The 16,852-nt window shown below is 71.8% G+C and carries 18 protein-coding genes and 2 pseudogenes; 14 read left to right on the forward strand and 6 right to left on the reverse strand.

Going from position 1 to position 16,852, the window contains the following annotated elements; genetic code table 11:
- Nucleotides 1–71: 71 nt before the first annotated feature.
- The 7 genes and pseudogenes from gpmA to LRS04_RS10305 all read left to right on the forward strand — a co-directional run bounded on the left by gpmA (nt 72) and on the right by LRS04_RS10305 (nt 5,709).
- A complete protein-coding gene (gene gpmA / locus LRS04_RS10275) occupies nt 72–782 on the forward strand; it encodes a 2,3-diphosphoglycerate-dependent phosphoglycerate mutase (protein ID WP_257816279.1) in 711 nt (236 codons plus the stop codon).
- Between the two features lie 12 nt (nt 783–794).
- Complete coding sequence (locus tag LRS04_RS10280) at nt 795–1,226, forward strand: bifunctional diaminohydroxyphosphoribosylaminopyrimidine deaminase/5-amino-6-(5-phosphoribosylamino)uracil reductase RibD (protein WP_257816280.1); 432 nt, start codon at nt 795–797, stop codon at nt 1,224–1,226.
- Between the two features lie 49 nt (nt 1,227–1,275).
- Nucleotides 1,276–2,535 (forward strand): pentapeptide repeat-containing protein, encoded by a 1,260-nt coding sequence (locus LRS04_RS10285; protein ID WP_257816281.1) that lies wholly within the window; start codon nt 1,276–1,278, stop codon nt 2,533–2,535.
- Between the two features lie 246 nt (nt 2,536–2,781).
- A pseudogene (locus tag LRS04_RS10290) lies at nt 2,782–3,267 on the forward strand (PepSY-associated TM helix domain-containing protein); the annotation flags it as partial.
- Nucleotides 3,268–3,367: 100 nt separating this feature from the next.
- Nucleotides 3,368–3,889 (forward strand): DUF2271 domain-containing protein, encoded by a 522-nt coding sequence (locus tag LRS04_RS10295; protein WP_257816282.1) that lies wholly within the window; start codon nt 3,368–3,370, stop codon nt 3,887–3,889.
- Nucleotides 3,890–3,906: 17 nt separating this feature from the next.
- Nucleotides 3,907–4,719: a DUF4198 domain-containing protein gene (locus tag LRS04_RS10300; RefSeq protein ID WP_257816283.1), complete on the forward strand. Its 813-nt coding sequence runs from the start codon at nt 3,907–3,909 to the stop codon at nt 4,717–4,719.
- A 6-nt stretch (nt 4,720–4,725) separates the two neighbouring features.
- The gene (locus LRS04_RS10305) at nt 4,726–5,709 is read left to right on the forward strand and encodes an FAD:protein FMN transferase (protein WP_257816284.1); all 984 of its coding nucleotides are present in this window, start codon (nt 4,726–4,728) and stop codon (nt 5,707–5,709) included.
- A gap of 151 nt (nt 5,710–5,860) precedes the next feature.
- On the opposite strand, the gene LRS04_RS10310 is transcribed toward LRS04_RS10305, so the two are convergent.
- Complete coding sequence (locus LRS04_RS10310; protein ID WP_257816285.1) at nt 5,861–6,316, reverse strand: Hsp20 family protein; 456 nt, start codon at nt 6,314–6,316, stop codon at nt 5,861–5,863.
- A gap of 236 nt (nt 6,317–6,552) precedes the next feature.
- Between LRS04_RS10310 and LRS04_RS10315 the strand changes: the two genes are divergently transcribed.
- From LRS04_RS10315 to LRS04_RS10330, 4 genes are all read left to right on the forward strand, one after another.
- Entirely contained in the window at nt 6,553–7,389 is an 837-nt protein-coding gene (locus tag LRS04_RS10315) for a class I SAM-dependent methyltransferase (RefSeq protein WP_257816286.1), read from the forward strand.
- 80 nt (nt 7,390–7,469) lie between these two features.
- Complete coding sequence (locus LRS04_RS10320) at nt 7,470–8,399, forward strand: class I SAM-dependent methyltransferase (protein WP_257816287.1); 930 nt, start codon at nt 7,470–7,472, stop codon at nt 8,397–8,399.
- Between the two features lie 159 nt (nt 8,400–8,558).
- Nucleotides 8,559–8,867, forward strand: coding sequence for an SCP2 sterol-binding domain-containing protein (locus LRS04_RS10325; protein ID WP_257816288.1), 309 nt, complete (start codon nt 8,559–8,561; stop codon nt 8,865–8,867).
- A 9-nt stretch (nt 8,868–8,876) separates the two neighbouring features.
- Nucleotides 8,877–10,469 (forward strand): alpha/beta fold hydrolase, encoded by a 1,593-nt coding sequence (locus LRS04_RS10330; protein ID WP_257816289.1) that lies wholly within the window; start codon nt 8,877–8,879, stop codon nt 10,467–10,469.
- 37 nt (nt 10,470–10,506) lie between these two features.
- Here the strand turns inward: LRS04_RS10330 and hisN are convergent.
- Both hisN and LRS04_RS10340 read right to left on the reverse strand, forming a co-directional pair.
- Nucleotides 10,507–11,337, reverse strand: a pseudogene (gene hisN / locus LRS04_RS10335) (histidinol-phosphatase).
- Between the two features lie 13 nt (nt 11,338–11,350).
- Nucleotides 11,351–11,728, reverse strand: a complete 378-nt coding sequence (locus LRS04_RS10340) for a helix-turn-helix domain-containing protein (RefSeq protein WP_257816290.1) — start codon at nt 11,726–11,728, stop codon at nt 11,351–11,353.
- Between the two features lie 115 nt (nt 11,729–11,843).
- On the opposite strand from LRS04_RS10340, the gene LRS04_RS10345 reads away from it, so the two are divergent.
- Nucleotides 11,844–12,791, forward strand: coding sequence for a lysophospholipid acyltransferase family protein (locus LRS04_RS10345; protein WP_257816291.1), 948 nt, complete (start codon nt 11,844–11,846; stop codon nt 12,789–12,791).
- Between the two features lie 112 nt (nt 12,792–12,903).
- Here LRS04_RS10345 and LRS04_RS10350 read toward each other — a convergent pair whose 3' ends face one another.
- From LRS04_RS10350 to LRS04_RS10360, 3 genes are all read right to left on the reverse strand, one after another.
- Nucleotides 12,904–13,119, reverse strand: a complete 216-nt coding sequence (locus LRS04_RS10350; protein WP_257816292.1) for a DUF2093 domain-containing protein — start codon at nt 13,117–13,119, stop codon at nt 12,904–12,906.
- Between the two features lie 28 nt (nt 13,120–13,147).
- Nucleotides 13,148–14,611 carry an exodeoxyribonuclease VII large subunit gene (xseA, locus tag LRS04_RS10355; protein ID WP_257816293.1) on the reverse strand — a complete coding sequence of 488 codons (1,464 nt, stop codon included), beginning with the start codon at nt 14,609–14,611 and terminating at the stop codon, nt 13,148–13,150.
- A gap of 111 nt (nt 14,612–14,722) precedes the next feature.
- Complete coding sequence (locus LRS04_RS10360) at nt 14,723–15,232, reverse strand: GcrA family cell cycle regulator (RefSeq protein ID WP_257816294.1); 510 nt, start codon at nt 15,230–15,232, stop codon at nt 14,723–14,725.
- A gap of 266 nt (nt 15,233–15,498) precedes the next feature.
- On the opposite strand from LRS04_RS10360, the gene LRS04_RS10365 reads away from it, so the two are divergent.
- Together LRS04_RS10365 and LRS04_RS10370 are read left to right on the forward strand one after the other, a co-directional pair.
- On the forward strand, nt 15,499–16,317 hold the full coding sequence (locus LRS04_RS10365) for an ABC transporter permease (RefSeq protein ID WP_257816295.1): 819 nt from the start codon (nt 15,499–15,501) through the stop codon (nt 16,315–16,317).
- 21 nt (nt 16,318–16,338) lie between these two features.
- The gene (locus tag LRS04_RS10370) at nt 16,339–16,833 is read left to right on the forward strand and encodes a hypothetical protein (protein WP_257816296.1); all 495 of its coding nucleotides are present in this window, start codon (nt 16,339–16,341) and stop codon (nt 16,831–16,833) included.
- The last annotated feature ends 19 nt before the right edge of the window (nt 16,834–16,852 follow it).

Below are 16,852 nucleotides of genomic sequence, written 5' to 3' on the forward strand. Positions count from 1 at the left end.
CTTCGCCGCTTGACGGCCAACGCCCCTCGCCCTAGCGCCTCCGGTCCGACCTGAACGAGGAGACTTCCGCCTTGCCGACGCTCATCCTGCTCCGCCACGGCCAGAGCCAGTGGAACCTCGAAAACCGCTTCACCGGCTGGGTGGACGTGGACCTGACCGCCCAGGGCGAGGCCGAGGCCAAGAAGGGCGGCGAGCTGATCAAGGCCGCCGGCGTCCAGCTCGACGGCTGCTACACTTCCGTCCAGACCCGCGCGATCCGCACCTCGTGGCTGGCGCTCGCCGCGGCGAAGCAGGCCTATGTGCCGGAGACCAAGGACTGGCGGCTGAACGAGCGCCACTACGGAGGCCTGACTGGCCTCAACAAGGCCGAGACCGCCGAGAAGCACGGCGAGGACCAGGTGAAGATCTGGCGCCGCTCCTACGACGTGCCGCCGCCGCCCCTCGCCCCGGGCGGAGAGTGGGACTTCTCGAAGGACCGCCGCTACGCCGGGGTCGAGCTGCCGGCCACCGAGAGCCTGAAGACCACCCTCGACCGCGTGCAGCCCTACTGGGAGGCGCAGATCGCGCCGGAGCTGAAGGCCGGCAAGACCCTGCTGATCGCCGCCCACGGCAATTCGCTGCGCGCCATCGTCAAGCTGCTGTTCGGCGTCGCCGACGACGCCATCGTCGGCGTGGAGATCCCCACCGGCAATCCGCTGCTGATCGAGCTGGACGCGAACCTGAAACCGACCGCCGCCCGCTACCTCGACGAAAGCCGCGCGCAGGCGCTGCCGCCCATCTGATAGGCTGGGCGCATGGATGAGGCCTTCATGCGCCGGGCCATCGCACTGGCCCGGGCCAACCTCGGGAGGACGGGAGATAACCCGTCGGTGGGCTGCGTGATCGTCAAGGACGGCGAGATCGTCGGCGAGGGCGCCACCGCCGAGGGCGGGCGGCCGCATGCCGAGGAGGCGGCGCTGGCGCAGGCCGGCGGGAAGGCCCGGGGGGCCATGGCCTACGTCACCCTGGAGCCTTGCGCCTCGCGATCGGCGGGGGGCAAGTCCTGCTCCGAGCGGCTGGTGGAGGCGGGCGTGGCCCGGGTCGCAGTGGCCTGCGACGACGCCTCGATCCATGCCGCCGGGGCCGGCGCGCAGCGGCTCCGCGACGCCGGGATCGCGGTCGAAGGCGGCCTGCTCGCCGACGAAGCGGGCGACCTCTATGAGAGCTACCGGCCGCGCGAGGCCTAAGCGCTTGGAAATCCATCGTTAAGCGCCTGAGGCCTAGTCTCGCCGGACAATGGCCGTCGCACCCGCCAACACCATGCTCGTCCGCCGCGTCACGCAGGCCGAGCTGAACCAGATCGCGGCGAAGCACGACCGCCTCTGGAGCTCGAAACCCGGCGGCGCCCGGGCAGTGTTCGCCTGGATGGACCTCACCGAGCTCGATCTCTCCGGCAAGAACCTCTGCAACGCGGACTTCACCGGCGCGGTGCTGCACGACTGCAAGCTGCACAAGACCAGGCTCGACCACGCCACCTTCTTCGGCGCGGACCTGCAGCACGCCGACCTCACCGAGGCCTCGCTCCGCCGGGCCGACCTGCGCGGGGCCTGCCTGCGCAACGCCAACCTGACCGGCGCCGACCTCTTCGAGGCCGACCTGCGCGAGGGCGCGCTCGCCGCCGCCGACCGCAAGGAGGGCTTCCGCCGCCTGGAGCCCACCGCCAGGCCCGGCGTGGTGCAGGGCGCGATCCTCGCCGGCGCCAACCTGGAGCGCACCCGGCTCTCCGGCGTCATGGCCCAGCGGGCCGACTTCACCGACGCGATCCTCAAGGACGCCAAGCTGATCCGCGCCAACCTCAAGCAGGCCCAGCTGCGCGGCGCGAACCTGTCGGGGGCCGACCTCTCCGGCGCGGACCTGGCCGGCGCCGACCTGCAGGACGCGGTGCTGGTGGGCGCCAAGACCGTCGCCTGGAACGTCATGGACGCCAACCTGAAGGGCGTGCTCACCGACGAGCCGGCCGGCATTCCGGCCGCCGACATGCCCTACGAGATCATGATCCGCGAGCACGCCCGCTGGTGCGCCACGGGCGGGGCGGACGGCCATCCCTCGTCGTTCAGCAACGCCGACCTGCGGGCCTTGAAGAGCATCCGCGGCTTCAACCTGACCGCGCTCTCCGCCAAGCACGCGGTGTTCTACGGGCTCGACATGGAAGGGGTTCAGCTCCAGGGCGCGCACCTCGAAGGCGCGGACCTCCGCAACTGCAACCTGCGCCGGGCCGACCTGCGGGGCGCGCGGCTGGCGGGCGCCAAGCTCGCCGGCGCCGACCTGCGCGACGCGCTGATGGGCCCCCTGCTGATCGGCGCGGACCGGGTGATGCCGTGCGACCTGACCAGCGCCAACCTGAAGAGCGCCGATCTCGCCCGCGCCGACCTGCACCAGGCCAATCTGAAGAACGCCGACGTCAGCCGCGCGAACTTCACCGGCGCCCTGCTGCGGCAGGCCAATTTCGCGGGCGTGACCCGCCAGGGCGCGCGCGGCCTGGACGACATCATCTGAGCTGACCGGCCAGGCGTCGCGACGCCCGTTGCCAAGCCAGCCCTCTCCCGCTATTGCGAATTATTCGCAAGAACGGGAAGCCCATCTCATGGTTCGCGCACGGCGCGTAAGTCCTGCCGTTTCCGCCTTTCCGGAAGGCGCCCGCGCGTGAGCGTCTCCGAACTCGCGCCGCCCGGGGACGCGGCCGCCGAGCGGGCGCGCGCCAAGAAGCGGGCCCAGGCGCGCGCCGCCTTCCTGCGCCAGGTCATGCGCTGGCACTGGATCAGCGCCGCCATCTGCCTGGTCGGCATGCTGCTGTTCGCGGCGACCGGCATCACCCTCAACCACGCCGGCCAGATCAAGGCCGAGCCGAAGACCGTCAGCCGGGAGGGCGTGTTGCCCGAGGCGCTGCGGCCCGCGCTGCAGCAGGCCGAGGCCGCGGAGGGGGCGCTGCCGGAGCCCACCCGCACCTGGCTCGCCAGGGAGATGAAGGTGAAGACGCCGGCCGGCGCCAAGGTCGAGTGGTCGCCGGGCGAAGCCTATGTGGCCCTCCCGGGCCCGGGGGCCGACGCCTGGGTGACGATCGACACGGCCACCGGCGACGCCGCCTACGAGCGCACCGACCGCGGCGCGGTCGCCTACCTCAACGACCTGCACAAGGGCCGCAACACGGGCCCGGCCTGGGCCTGGTTCATCGACATCTTCGCGGTCGGCTGCGTGGTGTTCTGCGTCACCGGCCTGATCCTGCTGCAGCTCCACGCCCATGCGCGCAGGTCCACTTGGCCGCTGGTCGGCCTGGGCCTCGTCATCCCCCCTGCTGCTCGCCCTGTTCCTGATCCACTGAGGAGAACCGATGCGCGTTCCTGGTCCCAAGTCCATCGCCGTCCTGGGTGGCATCGCCGCCGCCGCCCCGGCGGCGGCCAGCGCCGCGGACCTGACCGTCACCGTCGAGATCCCGCGCCTGCCGGTGGCCGAGTACCACCGGCCCTACGTCGCCATGTGGATCGAGAAGCCCGACCAGACCGCCGTGAAGACGCTGGCCGTCTGGTACGACGTGAAGCTGAAGAACAACGAAGGCGCCGAGTGGCTGAAGGACATCCGCCAGTGGTGGCGGCGGGCGGGGCGTAGCCTGGCCCTGCCGGCCGACGGCGTCAGCGGCCCGACCCGGGCGCCTGGCCGGCACCAGGTGGTGTTCAGCCAGGCCCAGATCGGAAACCTGCCGGCCGGCGAGTACAGCCTGGTCGTCGAAGCCTCCCGCGAGGTCGGCGGCCGCGAGGTCGTGAAGGCGCCGTTCGCCTGGCCGCCCAAGGGCGCGAAGACCACCCGCGGCGCCGGGACCACCGAGCTCGGCGCGCTCAGCGTCACCGCGAAATGATCGAGAGAAGGACCGCCATGAAAGCCTCCCGCGCCGCCGGCCTGCTGGCCGGCCTCGCCGTCGTCGCCCTGCCGTTCGCGGCCCAGGCCCACCGCCAGTGGATGACGCCGTCCTCCACCGTGCTCTCCGGGCAGGACGCCTGGGTCACGGTCGACGCGGCGGTGTCCAACACCCTCTTCCATCCGGACCACGTGCCGATGCGGCTGAACGCCGTGCAGGTGATCGGGCCGGACGGCGGGGCGGCCCAGCTCGAGAACGGCGCGACCGGCAAGTTCCGCTCGACCTTCGACGTCCATCTGACGAAGCCCGGCACCTACAAGATCGTCAACGCCACCGACATGCTGTCGGCGTCCTGGAAGGAAGGGACCGAGACCAAGCGCTGGCGCGGCGCGAAGGCCGAGCTGACCACGGCCGTCCCGGCCGGCGCCGCGGATCTGAAGGTGATGTCCAACCAGCGGCGCGTGGAGACCTTCGTGACGCTGGGCGCGCCCAACGCCACGGCGCTGAAACCCACCGGCCGCGGCCTGGAGTTGGAGCCGGTCACGCACCCCAACGACCTGGTCTCGGGCGAGGCGGCGAAGTTCAAGCTGCTGCTTGACGGCCAGCCGGCGTCGGGCGTCGAGGTCGAGGTGGTCCCGGGCGCGGCGCGCTACCGGAAGGCGCCCGGGGAGATCAAGGTGACGACGGGGGCCGACGGCGTGTTTCAGGTCACCTGGCCGGAGGCCGGGATGTACTGGGTCGAGGCCTCGGTGCGCGGCGGCCCGGGCGAGGTCGCGAACTCCGAGCGCAACGCCGCCTATGTTGCGACCTTCGAGGTTCTGCCCGATTAACGAGGCGTGCGAATTGCCGTCCCGACCAACCTGACCCCAGAGAGCGCCCGTCCGCGCGGCGGGCGTCGGGTGAGGCTGGCCGGGCCCACCATGGGCGTCACCTGGGCCCTGGACGCGCTGGCGCCCGAAGGCCTGGACGACGGCCGGATCCGCGCCGCCGTGCAGTCGGCCTGCGACGGGGTCGTGGGCCAGATGAGCGACTGGGAGCCGGAGAGCGACCTCTCGCAGTTCAACCGCGCCGAGGCCGGGACCTGGGTTCCGGCGCCGGCCGACCTGATCGCCGTGGTGGACGCGAGCCTGCGGCTGGCCGGGCTCAGCGGCGGAGCGTTCGATCCGACGATCGGGGCGCTCACCGGGCTCTGGGGGTTCGGACCCTCAGGGGCCGTGGACGGGCCGCCCGACGCCGGCGCGCTGGACGCCGCCCCGGCCGGCTGGCGCAGCGTGCTGCTCGATCCCGACGGACAGCGCATCTTCCAGCCCGGCGGGCTGCAGCTCGACCTCTCCGGGATCGCCAAGGGCTTCGGCGTCGACAAGGCGTCCGCGGCGCTCACCGCCATGGGCGTCCGCGACCACCTGATCGAGATCGGCGGCGAGCTGCGCGGCGAGGGCGTGAAGGGCTCGGGCGAGCCTTGGTTCGTGGATGTGGAGCGGCCGCCGGGCGGCGAAGCGCTCACGCCGCTTCGCATCGCGCTGCACGGCCTCTCCGTGGCCACCTCCGGCGACTGGCGGCGCAGCTTCGAGACTGGCGGACGGCGTTACAGCCACACGATCGACCCGCGCACGCGGGCGCCGGCGCAGGGCGTCGCGGCGGTCACCGTGATCCATCCGAGCTGCATGTGGGCCGACGCGCTCTGCACGGCGCTGACGGTGCTGGGCGAGGAGGCCGGGGCCTTCGCCGAGGCCTACGACGTCGCCGCCCTGGTCGTCCGGCGCGAGGGGGAGGGATTCCACGAGGCGGTGACGCCGGCGCTGCGGGCGATGCTCGCCTAGCGGGGGCCTCAGGCCCTCTCCCTACCCTCTCCCTCTCCGCTTCGCGGGGGAGAGGAGGTGAGGCTGAGAGGGAGAGGATCGGGAGAGGGCAAACGAAAAAGGGCGGCCCCTCGCGGGACCGCCCTCGTTGATCGCCGGGAGGCGTCGGGCCTTAGGCGGCCTTCTCGCCTTCGATCAGTTGGGCCGCGCGCGTGCCGATCTCGATGCGGCGCGGCTTCAGGGCCTCGGGGATCTCGCGCTTCAGCGAGATCGAGAGCAGGCCGTCGGCCAGGTTGGCGTCGGTCACGACGACGTAGTCGGCGAGCTGGAACCGGCGCTCGAAATTGCGCTCGGCCAGGCCGCGGTGCAGGTAGCGGCGGGCCTCGTCGTTGGCGGCCTTGCGGCCCGTGACGGTGAGCAGGTTCTCCTTCACCTCGACATTGAGTTCCTCCGGACGGAAGCCGGCCACCGCGATCTCGATGCGGTAGGCGTTCTCGTCGGTGCGCTCGATGTTGTAGGGCGGATAGCCGGTGGTCGCGGCCTCGGTGGTCGCGGTCTCCAGGAGGTCGGCCAGGCGGTCGAAGCCGACGACGGAGCGATAGAGGGGGGAGAAGTCGATCGTACGCATGCGGTCACATCCTTCTTTCAAAGCAAGGTTGCGTTGTCGTCTGGGACTGTCGGCGACCCCGTAGGCGTCGCGCGGCGTCCCGGTGGGCCCGGACATCCAGCGCCCTCCAGCCGTTGAGGTAGGATCGGCGCGAACGCGTTCAAGACCTCGCGCGCCGCGTGAATCCAGCGCTTGCCAAGCGCGCCCCGGCCCCCTCAGTCTGCCGGCCTTCAACGGAACGGATCGGGAGGATCCCCATGCTCCGCGCGCTCGCCGCCGCCTCTGCCTTCGCCCTCGTGCTCGCCGCCGCGCCCAGCCAGGCCGCCGACGCCCAACTCCAGGCCGCGGTCGCCAGCCCCCTGCGCGGGGAAGCGCACAAGGCGCGCGACGCCGCCCGTCATCCCGCCGAGACCCTGACCTTCTGGGGCCTCAAGCCCGGCCTGACGGTGATCGAACTGTCGCCCGGCTCCGGCTACTGGACCGAGATTCTGGCGCCCTACGCCAAGGCGACCGGCGGGACCTATGTGACCACCGGCGCGGACCTGGCGAACCCCAGCCTTTCCGAGGCGGCCAAGAAGGGCCGCGAGGCCTTCGAGGCGAAGTACGCCGACGCCGCCAAATGGGGGACGGTCAAGGTGGTGAACTTCGGACCGACCTCGGGGCCGCTGGGCGCGCCCGGGTCGGCGGACATGGTCATCACCGCGCGCAACATCCACAACTTCATGTACCAGCAGGGCATGCTCGACAAAGTGCTGGCCGACAGCTTCGCGGTGCTGAAGCCCGGCGGCGTGCTGGCGGTCGAAGAGCACCGCGCCGATCCGCGGCCGGAAAAGCCGGGCGTCTCCGACGGCTACGTCGCGGTGAAGACCGTGGTCGACGCCGCGCAGAAGGCCGGGTTTAAGCTGGCCGCCCAATCCGAGGTGAACGCCAACCCGAAGGACACCAAGGACCATCCGTTCGGCGTCTGGACCCTGCCGCCCGTGCGCCGGAGCGCGGCGCAGGGCCAGCCGGCCGACGCCAGCTTCGACCGCACGAAGTACGACGCCATCGGCGAGAGCGACCGGATGACGCTGAAGTTCGTGAAGCCGGCGTGACCACCAAGCCTTTGACGGTCCCGGCGGAGCGGGCTACCTCCGCCGGGATGTCGATTGCCGGGGGGCGCGACGAGGTCGATTTGGCGCGCCCGATTTCCAGCTTCTCCCGCCGCACGATCCTGTTCGGCGCCGCGGTCCTCGTGCCCGGGGCCCTCGGCGCCTGCGGCGGCAAGCCCGACGCGACGACGGCGCCGGCCGCCAAGGCCGCCCGCGGCATGAGCCTCGCCGAGGCCGTCGCCGGCGACTGGCGGCTGCCCGCCGACAAGGCCCGCGACGGCTTCCGCCATCCGGTGGAGAGCCTGAACTTCTGGGGGCTGAAGCCCGGCCAGACGGTGGTCGAATTCTGGCCCGGCGCCGGCTGGTACACGGACATCCTGGCGCCCTACCTCGCCGGCAACGGCGGCAAGCTCTACGCCGCCAACCTGCAGCCCGATCCCGCCGACCCGGCGACGGTGGCGGTGGTCGACGCCTACCGGCGCAAGCTCGAGGACAAGCCGAAGCTCTACGGCCAGGTGGAGATCACCGCCTTCGGTCCGACGAGCGGACCGGTCGCGCCGGCGGGCTCGGCGGACCTCGTCCTGTTCCTGCGCAACCTCCACAACTGGATGGCCGCGGGGATCGCCGAGAAGGCGTTCCGCGACGCCTTCGCCGCGCTCAAGCCCGGCGGCGTGCTGGGCGTCGAGGAGCACCGCGCCAACATCGGCGCCGTGCAGGACGTGCTGGCCGACGACGGCTATGTGCAGCAGCCCTATGTGATCCAGCTCGCCCAGGAGGCCGGCTTCCAGCTCGCCGCGGCGAGCGAGGTCAACGCCAATCCGAGGGACACCAAGGACCATCCGTTCGGCGTCTGGACCCTGCCGCCGGTGCGCCGCTCCAGCCCCCGCGGCCAGCCCGACGACGCGGCCTTCGACCACACGAAGTACGACGCGATCGGCGAGAGCGACCGCATGACGCTGAAGTTCGTGAAGCCCGCCCAGGCCGTCGCGCCGCCCCCGCCGGCGGCGAAGTAGAAATCCGCTTACGGACGAAGCCTGACCGGCCGCGGCGCCCGTGGGACGTCACGCCGCACGCAAACCCTCACGTTCGGACTGGGCGGGCGCAACCCTGACGGTTTACTTCGCTCGCCCGCGAAGCGAAGCTCGGCGGTGAGTCGGGAGGGCCGGGGGCTGATGGCGACCATCGACGAGATCACCGATCGGATCCGCCGCGCGGCGGCCTCCGGCGTTGACCTCGACCGGTCGATCAAGCTCGACCTGAAGGGCGAGGGCTACATCCACATCAAGGGCGCCGAGGTCTCGAACGAGGACCTCCCGGCCGACCTCGTGGTGACCGTCGCGCGCAAGGACCTGGAGGCTCTCGGCAAGCGCGAGCTCGACCCCATGCGCGCCATGATGACCGGCCGGCTGAAGCTGTCGGACATGGGGCTCGCCATGAAACTTCTGCCGCAGATTCAGTCTCTGTTTTCCAAGGCCGGATAAGGCAGCGCGATGGCCGACGCCGCCCCCCTGTTCGAGATCGCCGGAAACCCCGTCCCGGCGCGTGGCGCGGGCGAGTGGTTCACCGGCCATGGCGGCGTCAAGCTCAGGGCCGCGCTGTTCCAGCCGGCCGGGACGCCGCGCGGTTCGGTGGTGCTGTCCGGCGGCCGCACCGAGGTCATCGAGAAGTACTTCGAGACCATCCAGGACTTCCTCGACCGCGGCCTGGTGGTGCTGGTCCACGACTGGCGCGGCCAGGGTCTGTCGCACCGCGAGCTGGGCGACCGGCTGAAGGGCCACGCCAACGGCTACAAGGCCTTCCTCGACGACTACCGCGCGCTGATCGGCGCCTTCGCGGACCGGCTGCCGAAACCCTGGTTCGCGGTCGGCCATTCCATGGGCGGCTGCCTGACCCTGCTGGCCCTGGCCCACGGCGAGGACCGGTTCGCCGGCGCGGTTCTGTCGGCGCCGATGCTCGGCATCCGCACCCAGCCGGTGTCGCCCCGGGCCGCCCGCGTCGCGGCCCGGACGAACACCATGCTCGGCCGCGCGGCGCGCTACGCCCGCGACCCGAAGCGCCTCCCACGCGACGACGACTTCGACACCAACATCCTGACCCACGACCGCGCGCGCTTCGAGCGCAACTGCCGGCTCGTGGCCGAGCACCCCGACCTGGCGCTGGGTTCGCCGACCTGGGGCTGGCTCGACTTCGCCTTCCGCGCCACCGCCTTCCTCGCCCGGCCCGAACGGCTGCGCGAGGTCACCCTGCCCGTGACCATCGTGTCGGCGGGCGAGGAGAAGCTGGTGGACAACGCCGCGCAGGCCGCGGCCGCCCGACACCTGCCGCAGGGAAAGTTCGTCAACGCCCCCGGCGCCTACCACGAAATCCTGATGGAGACCGACGACATGCGAAACATCTTCCTGCGTGCCTTCGACATGCTGATCGGCCGCACCGCGCCGAAGCCTGCCGAAGCGCCGAAGCCGGCCGCCCCGGCCCCGACGCCGGCCCCGGCCGCCGCCGCGCCCAAGCCTGTGGAAACGCCGAAGCCGGCCCCGGCTCCGGCCGCTGCGCCCGCCGCGGCGCCCGCGACCGCCGCCAAGCCCGCCACGGCCGCGAAGCCGGCGGCCAAGAAGCCGGCCGCGGCGAAGAAGCCCGCCGCCCCGAAGGCCGCGAAGCCTGCCGCCGCCAAACCGGCCCCGAAGGCCGCGGCGAAGCCCGCCGCCGCCAAGCCGGCCGCCAAGGCTGTGGCTCCGAAGAAGGCCGCCGCGCCGAAGCCGGCCGCCGCGCCGAAGCCGGCCGCCGCGAAGGCTCCGGCCAAGACCGCTGCGAAGCCGGCCGCCAAGCCGGCGTCGAAGCCCGCGGCCGCCAAGGCTCCGGCCACGACCGCTGCGCCGAAGAAGGCCGCTGCGCCGAAGCCCGCCGCCAAGCCGGCCGCGAAGCCCACCGCGGCGAAGAAGGCTCCGGCCGCCAAGAAGCCGGCTGCGGCCAAGCCCGCCGCGGCGAAGCCGGCCGCCAAGCCGGCGGCCGCCAAGGCCGCGCCGAAGACCGTCGCGAAGACGCCCGCCGCCAAGAAGCCGGCGGCCAAGGCGCCTTCGAAGAAGTAGAACGGAAAGGGCGTCCTCCTCAGCGGGAGGGCGCCGCCTACTTGGCCGAGCGCTTGAGGGCGACCAAAGCCTCGTCCAGGCAGGCGCGGTCGCCCGCGATCGCGATCTGGCCGCCGCGCTCGGGCATGGGGTCGCCCCGCCAGTCGGTGACGATCCCCCGGCGTTCTCTACGAGCGGGACCAGCCCGGCCACGTCCCACGGCGCGAGCCCCGCCTCCACCACCAGGTCCATCTGGCCCGCCGCCACCATGGCGTAGGCGTAGGCGTCGCAGCCCAGCCGCGCGAGCCTCGCGGCCGAACGCACCTGCCGCCAGGCGCCCAGCTCCGCGCCGTCGAAGCAGCCTTCCGGGTCGGTGGTGGCGATCACCGCGTCGGTCAGGACGGGGCAGGGACGGACCCGGAGCGGCGTCTCGCCGGCCGCGGTCACCAGCCGCGAGCCCGACGGCGAGCCCAGGAACACCTCGCCGAGATAGGGCTGGCCGATCGAGCCCAGCACCTGTCGGCCTTCCACGCGCAGGCCGATCAGGGTGCACCAGAGCGGCAGGCCGGCGACGAACGCCCTCGTCCCATCGACCGGATCGGTGATCCAGACGAACTCCGCGTCGGGCCGGTCTTCGCCGTATTCCTCGCCGATCACCCCGTGCTCGGGGTAGCGCTCGGCGATCAGCTTGCGGATCGCCCGCTCGGCGCCCCTTGTCGGCCTCGGTGACGGGATCGAATCCCTTGGCGCCGCCCCCCTTGCCGGCGTTCTTGTCGACCATGCCGTGCTCGGCCCGGAAGTGCGGACGGATGGCCTCGGCGGAGGCCGCGTTCAGCTCGAGCAGGAAGGCGTCGAGCTCGGCGATCTTTTTCGGGGAGAGGGCGGGCATGGCCCGCCCTTTATCAGCCTTCCGCGTCGCCGTTGAGCGACTTGGCGAGATCCAGCAGCCGGCGGCGCGGACGCTCGCCGAGCTGGTAGTAGGCCTGGATGAGGTCGCGGGTCTCCTTGCGGGCGAACATCTCTGCGCCCTCGCCGTTCAGCACGTGCTCCTCGCGCTGGGCCTTGGATAGGCCCTCGTAGAAGTAGCTCACCGGCACCTCGAGCACCTGGGCGAGCTGCCAGACCCGGGCGGCCGACATGCGGTTGGCGGCGCATTCGTATTTCTGGATCTGCTGGAAGCGCACGCCGCACACGGCCGCGAGCTGCTGCTGGGTGAGCCCCAGAAGCCTCCGGCGCCGGCGCAGCCGCCGCCCCAGATGGACGTCGATCTCGCTGCTCATCACGCTTAACGCTGCCCCTTATCCCCGTCCCATCGTGGGACAATCCGGACTTCGGGCCGCAAGTCGCGCGCCACGCGAGTTGGACGGATCGCCTGACGCGCTCTAGTTACCGGCCATGGCGGACAAGAAGCCCTCCTTCTGGCAGGACCTCGGCTGGCGGCTGGAGGCGATCGCCTACGACGGGCTGGAGGCGCTGGCCCGCGCCTTCCCGATCGACCGGGTGTCCGATTTCGGAGCCTGGCTGTTCCAGCGCCTGGGTCCGCTGACCAGCGCCAACCGGGTGGCCGAGATCAACCTCCGGATCGCCTTCCCGGAGAAGTCCGACGTCGAGATCGCCGCCCTGCTGGCCGAGCAGTGGGCCCACGTCGGCCGCTGGTTCGCCGAGTTCGCGATCCTCGACCGGATCATCGCCGACCCCGGGCGCGTGGAGGTCGTCGGCGCCGAGCGGCTGGCGGCGATCCGCGACGGCGCGGGGCCGGTGGTGTTCATCTCCGGCCACTTCTCGTCGTTCGAAATCATGCCGGCGGTGATCATCCACTCCGGCGTCACCTGCCAGATCACCTACCGGGCGACCAACAACCCGCACGTGGACGACCGCATCCGCCGCAGCCGCTTCCGCTATGGCGTCAGGCTCTTCGCGCCGAAGGGGACGGACGGCGCCCGCGAACTGCTGCGCGCGCTGTCACGCGGCGAGTCCGTGGCCCTGATGAACGACCAGAAGTTCAACGGCGGGATCGCCGCGCCGTTCTTCGGGGTGACCGCCCATACGGCGCCGGGGCCGTCCTCCTTCGCGCTGCGCTACGGCATCCCGCTGCAGCCGATGAGCGTCGAGCGGAAGGACAAGGCCCGCTTCCGGGTGGTGGTGCACGAGCCGATTTTCCTCGCCGACACCGGCGACCGCAACGCCGACATCGAGGCCGGGGTGCGGGTGGTCAACGCCTGGATGGAGGACCGGATCCGCGAGCGTCCCGCCGAGTGGTTCTGGGTCCACAAGCGCTGGCCGAGCGAGCTCTACAAGAAGCGTCGTCATCCCGCCCCTTCAGGGGAGGGGCAGGCCGCGTAGCGGCCAGGGTGGGGAAGTCGCGTTCAGGTTCCGATTGCCGAGCCTGGCCCACAGACCCCTACCCGGCGAGGCTTCGCCTCGGCCACCCTCCCCTGAAGGGGAGGGATGGAGGCTACTGGGTCTCCTGCCAGCGCTTCAGCGCTTCGGCCGGGCCGGCGTAGGCTTCCTGCAGGGCCGCGCTCCAGTAGCGGAGCTGCTCCAGCGGGACCTTCTTGCCCGTCACCGCGCAGACCACGTAGCGGCCCGGCTTCAAGACGGCGAAGTCGCCGTCGCCGTAGTGCAGCTTGGCGAGGTCCTGGCCGGAGAAGTCGCGGTCGTGGGCGTTCATGGGCGTGGATATAGCGCTGCAGGGCGTCTCAGAACAGGTCCCCCTGGGGCGGACCGTCGGCCTTGGGCTTCGGCCGGGCGGCCTTCGGGGCGGGAGGCGCCGGCGCCGGGACGCCGCCGTCCCCGTCGATCACCGCCTGGCGCGTGACCTTGTCGCCGAACTTGATGGCGACCGCCTCGCCGGCGGCCAGCGCCGACCCCTGGTGGACGATCGAGCCGTCGGCGCGGGTGACCCGGGCGAAGCCGCGTTCCAGGGGCCGCTCAGGATCGACCGAGGCGTGCAGCTTGCCGAGCGCGGTCAGCCGTTCGGCCAGGCGGTCCAGCTTCCGCTCGGCGGCCGGGTGCAGGCGGGCGGCGACGGCGTCCAGCCGGTCCTTCTGCACAGCTTGAGGCCGCTGGAGCAGGAGCGGGGAGAGCCGGCTCGCCACGCGGACAAGGTCGCGCTCGTGGGCGGCGGCGTTGCGGGCGAGGCCTGCGCCCAGCCGGCCGGACACCACGCCGAACCGTTGGGCGGCCAGCTCCACCATGTCGGGCACACGCTTCAGCGCCCGGTCGGCGTGCTGCACCCGGGCCCGGCGGTCCTCGACCACCCGTCCGCCACAGCGGTGCATCCGCGCGCCGAAGTCGCTGACCAGGGCCTTCAACTCGGCCAGAACGGGGGTCGCCATCTCGGCGGCGGCGGTCGGCGTCGGCGCCCGGCGGTCGGAGACGAAGTCGATCAGGGTCGTATCCGTCTCGTGGCCCACGGCGCTGATCAGCGGGATCGAGCAGGCGGCGACGGTGCGCGCCAACTCCTCGTCGTTGAAGGCCCAGAGGTCCTCAACCGAGCCGCCGCCGCGGGCGACGATCAGGATGTCCGGACGCGGGACGGGCCCCCCGGGCCGGAGGGCGTCGAAGCCCTTGATCGCCGCGCAGACCTGGCCCGCGGCGGCGTCGCCCTGGACGACCACCGGCCAGACGACGACCCGGCACGGCCAGCGGTCGCGGATGCGGTGGAGGATGTCGCGGATCACCGCGCCGGTCGGCGAGGTGATCACCCCGACCACGGCCGGCATGGAGGGCAGCGGCTTCTTGCGGCCGGGTTCGAACAGGCCCTCGGCCTGCAGCTTGGCCTTCAGCCGCTCGAGCTGGGCGAGCAGGGCGCCGACGCCGGCCGGCTCCATCGTCTCGATGACGATCTGGTAGCGGGAGCCCTGCGGATAGGAGGTGATCTTGCCGGTGACCACCACCTCCATGCCCTGCTGCGGGCGGACCTGCAGCCGGCTGACCTGGCCCTTCCAGATGACCCCGTCGATCGCGGCCCGCTCGTCCTTGAGCGTCAGGTAGACGTGGCCGTTGGAGTGGTGGGTGACCTTGGAGAGCTCGCCGCGCAGGCGCACGAAGCCGTAGGCGTCCTCCAGCGTCCGCTTGAGCGCGAAGGCCAGCTCCGAGACGGAGTAGGGCCGGGCGTTGCCGTCGGCGGGGGCCGCGGACTCAGGCGCGAGGTCGGTCATCGGGGGAAGGTAGTGCGTGGGGCCTCAAATGGGAAAGGGCGCGCCCGCCGCTCGTAGCGGCCAGCGCGCCCCCATCCCCAACGGATCACTTACCGCGCACGGTCGCGGATCTCAGATGTAGCGGCGCAGGCTCCGGGCGAGCTCGGCGGCGCTGGATTTCTTCTTGGTCTGGGCCGGCTGGTAGGCCACCTGGGCGTGCTCCACGCAGTAGGGGCCGACCTCGTCCGAGCGGCGGCCGCAGAAGGTGAAGCTGTCCAGCGAGGGATCGCCGATCGGCCACTTGCACATGTGGGCGCCCAGCGTCAGCACGGTGGCCGTGCCGGGGGCTTCCTCGATGTAGCGGACCGGCGCCGGCTGCACCGCGACGGCGGTCGGCTGCTGTTCGGCGATGCGGCGCGGGGCCGACGGGGCCGCCGTCACCGGACGCGCGGGACGCGGCGCCTTGAACACCGTGCGGGCCGGCTTCGACGGCGCGGCGCGGCCCGAGAGGCCCAGCCTGTGAACCTTGCCGATGACCGCGTTGCGGGTGACGCCCCCAAGCTGCTTGGCGATCTGACTGGCCGAAAGGCCGTCCTGCCACAGCTTCTTGAGCAGCTCTACGCGCTCGTCCGTCCAACCCATGTCGCCTCTCCCAGCCCTGGATCCGGCCGCACCCCTGCACCGCGGATCAACATCTTGTGGCGATCAGCTATCTCGCTGCCCACCAACCACCATCAGTAGTAAACAACTCCTTAAGAGCCACAATAGGCGCCCTCCGGCTTGTCCACAGGAACTAGATGTTGGGGCTGGAGTGCGCGCGAATGTCGCGTCCGCACGCCGCAACGGTGACGCTTCCGAGACGGTCCGGAGGCTTGCGGCGCAGCCCGTGCGGGCGCACATCAGCGGCCATGAAGGACATGCCCGCCGCCCACGCCGTCACCCCGCCGCAGCCCCGGGAATATCCCGGCGTGAACTGGGTCGGCCTGCGGACCCTCTACGCCCGCGAGGTGCGGCGGTTCATGAAGGTGGGGATGCAGACGCTGGCCGCCCCGGTGGTGACGGCGCTGCTCTACATGCTGGTGTTCGTGGTCGCGGTGGGCGGCGGCCGGCCGGTGCACGGGGTCGAGTATGGGACCTTCGTGGCGCCCGGCCTGGTCATGATGCAGATCCTCTCCAACGCCTTCGCCAATTCGTCGTCGAGCCTGCTGCAGGCGAAGTTCAACGGCCTGATGGGGGACTTCCTGACCCCGCCCCTGACGCCCGCCGAGCATGTGGTCGGCTTCGGCCTGGGCGCCGCCACGCGCGGGATCGTCGTGGGCGCGGTCAGCCTTGCGGCCATCCTGCCGTTCGCCCGTCTGCCGGTCGCCCAGCCGTGGGCGATCCTGTTCTTCGGGCTCGGCGCGGCGCTGATCATGGGCTTCATCGGCATCATGGCCGGGCTGTGGGCCGAGAAGTTCGACCACATGGCCGCGGTCACCAACTTCGTCATCATGCCGATGACCTTCCTGTCGGGGACCTTCTACCTGGTGGAGCGCCTGCCGGAGCCGTTCCGCACGGCCAGCCACTTCAACCCGTTCTTCTATCTGATCGACGGCTTCCGCTACGGCTTCGTCGGCCAGGCCGAGGGCTCGCTCGTGGTGGGCGTGACCATGACGATCGCGCTGGTCCTGGCGACCGGCTGGGCCTGCTTGTGGATGTTCCGGTCCGGGTACAAGATCAAAACCTGACGCCGCACTCCGGGGGGACGCATGACGGTCGCCAGTTCCGCGGTGGCGCCCGGTCTCGCGCCCCTGCCGGTGATCCTGAAGGCCGGCCTGCTCGGCGGCCTCGTGGACTTCATCTACGCCTGCGGCGTCGCCGCCGCGAACGGCAGGCCCGCCACCCGGCCCTGGCAGAGCGTCGCCTCGGGCTGGCTCGGCAAGCCGTCCTTCGACATGGGCTGGACCTCGGTGGCGCTGGGCGTGGTCACCCACTTCGCCATCGCCACGACCATGGCGCTGGCCTTCGCGCTGGCCGCCAGCCGGGTCGCGGTCCTGACCCGCCGGCCGCTGGTCAGCGGCCTCGCCTACGGCGTCGTCCTCTACCTGGTCATGTACGGCGTGGTGCTGCCTGGGAGGTTCGGGGCGCCGTTCCCGAACTGGCAGGGGATCCAGACCGTGGCCGACATCTGCGCCCACCTGGGCGTCGGTGTCGTCATCGCCCTCGTGATCGCCCGTGTACGTCTGTCACGCGCGCAAGATTGACACACCCCCGTTAGAGGTC

Source organism: Phenylobacterium sp. J367 (assembly GCF_024699985.1).
Classification (GTDB): Bacteria; Pseudomonadota; Alphaproteobacteria; order Caulobacterales; family Caulobacteraceae; genus Phenylobacterium.

Bases quoted from the DNA above. Each gene is read 5' to 3' on its own strand.
- LRS04_RS10310 (WP_257816285.1), bottom strand. From the start codon at position 6,316: ATGCGTACGATCGACTTCTCCCCCCTCTATCGCTCCGTCGTCGGCTTC.
- LRS04_RS10300 (WP_257816283.1), top strand. From the start codon at position 3,907: ATGAAAGCCTCCCGCGCCGCCGGCCTGCTGGCCGGCCTCGCCGTCGTC.
- LRS04_RS10340 (WP_257816290.1), bottom strand. From the start codon at position 11,728: ATGAGCAGCGAGATCGACGTCCATCTGGGGCGGCGGCTGCGCCGGCGC.
- LRS04_RS10325 (WP_257816288.1), top strand. From the start codon at position 8,559: ATGGCGACCATCGACGAGATCACCGATCGGATCCGCCGCGCGGCGGCC.
- LRS04_RS10350 (WP_257816292.1), bottom strand. From the start codon at position 13,119: ATGAACGCCCACGACCGCGACTTCTCCGGCCAGGACCTCGCCAAGCTG.
- LRS04_RS10315 (WP_257816286.1), top strand. From the start codon at position 6,553: ATGCTCCGCGCGCTCGCCGCCGCCTCTGCCTTCGCCCTCGTGCTCGCC.
- LRS04_RS10360 (WP_257816294.1), bottom strand. From the start codon at position 15,232: ATGGGTTGGACGGACGAGCGCGTAGAGCTGCTCAAGAAGCTGTGGCAG.
- LRS04_RS10345 (WP_257816291.1), top strand. From the start codon at position 11,844: ATGGCGGACAAGAAGCCCTCCTTCTGGCAGGACCTCGGCTGGCGGCTG.
- LRS04_RS10280 (WP_257816280.1), top strand. From the start codon at position 795: ATGGATGAGGCCTTCATGCGCCGGGCCATCGCACTGGCCCGGGCCAAC.
- LRS04_RS10295 (WP_257816282.1), top strand. From the start codon at position 3,368: ATGCGCGTTCCTGGTCCCAAGTCCATCGCCGTCCTGGGTGGCATCGCC.
- LRS04_RS10285 (WP_257816281.1), top strand. From the start codon at position 1,276: ATGGCCGTCGCACCCGCCAACACCATGCTCGTCCGCCGCGTCACGCAG.
- LRS04_RS10370 (WP_257816296.1), top strand. From the start codon at position 16,339: ATGACGGTCGCCAGTTCCGCGGTGGCGCCCGGTCTCGCGCCCCTGCCG.
- LRS04_RS10365 (WP_257816295.1), top strand. From the start codon at position 15,499: ATGAAGGACATGCCCGCCGCCCACGCCGTCACCCCGCCGCAGCCCCGG.
- xseA (WP_257816293.1), bottom strand. From the start codon at position 14,611: ATGACCGACCTCGCGCCTGAGTCCGCGGCCCCCGCCGACGGCAACGCC.
- LRS04_RS10330 (WP_257816289.1), top strand. From the start codon at position 8,877: ATGGCCGACGCCGCCCCCCTGTTCGAGATCGCCGGAAACCCCGTCCCG.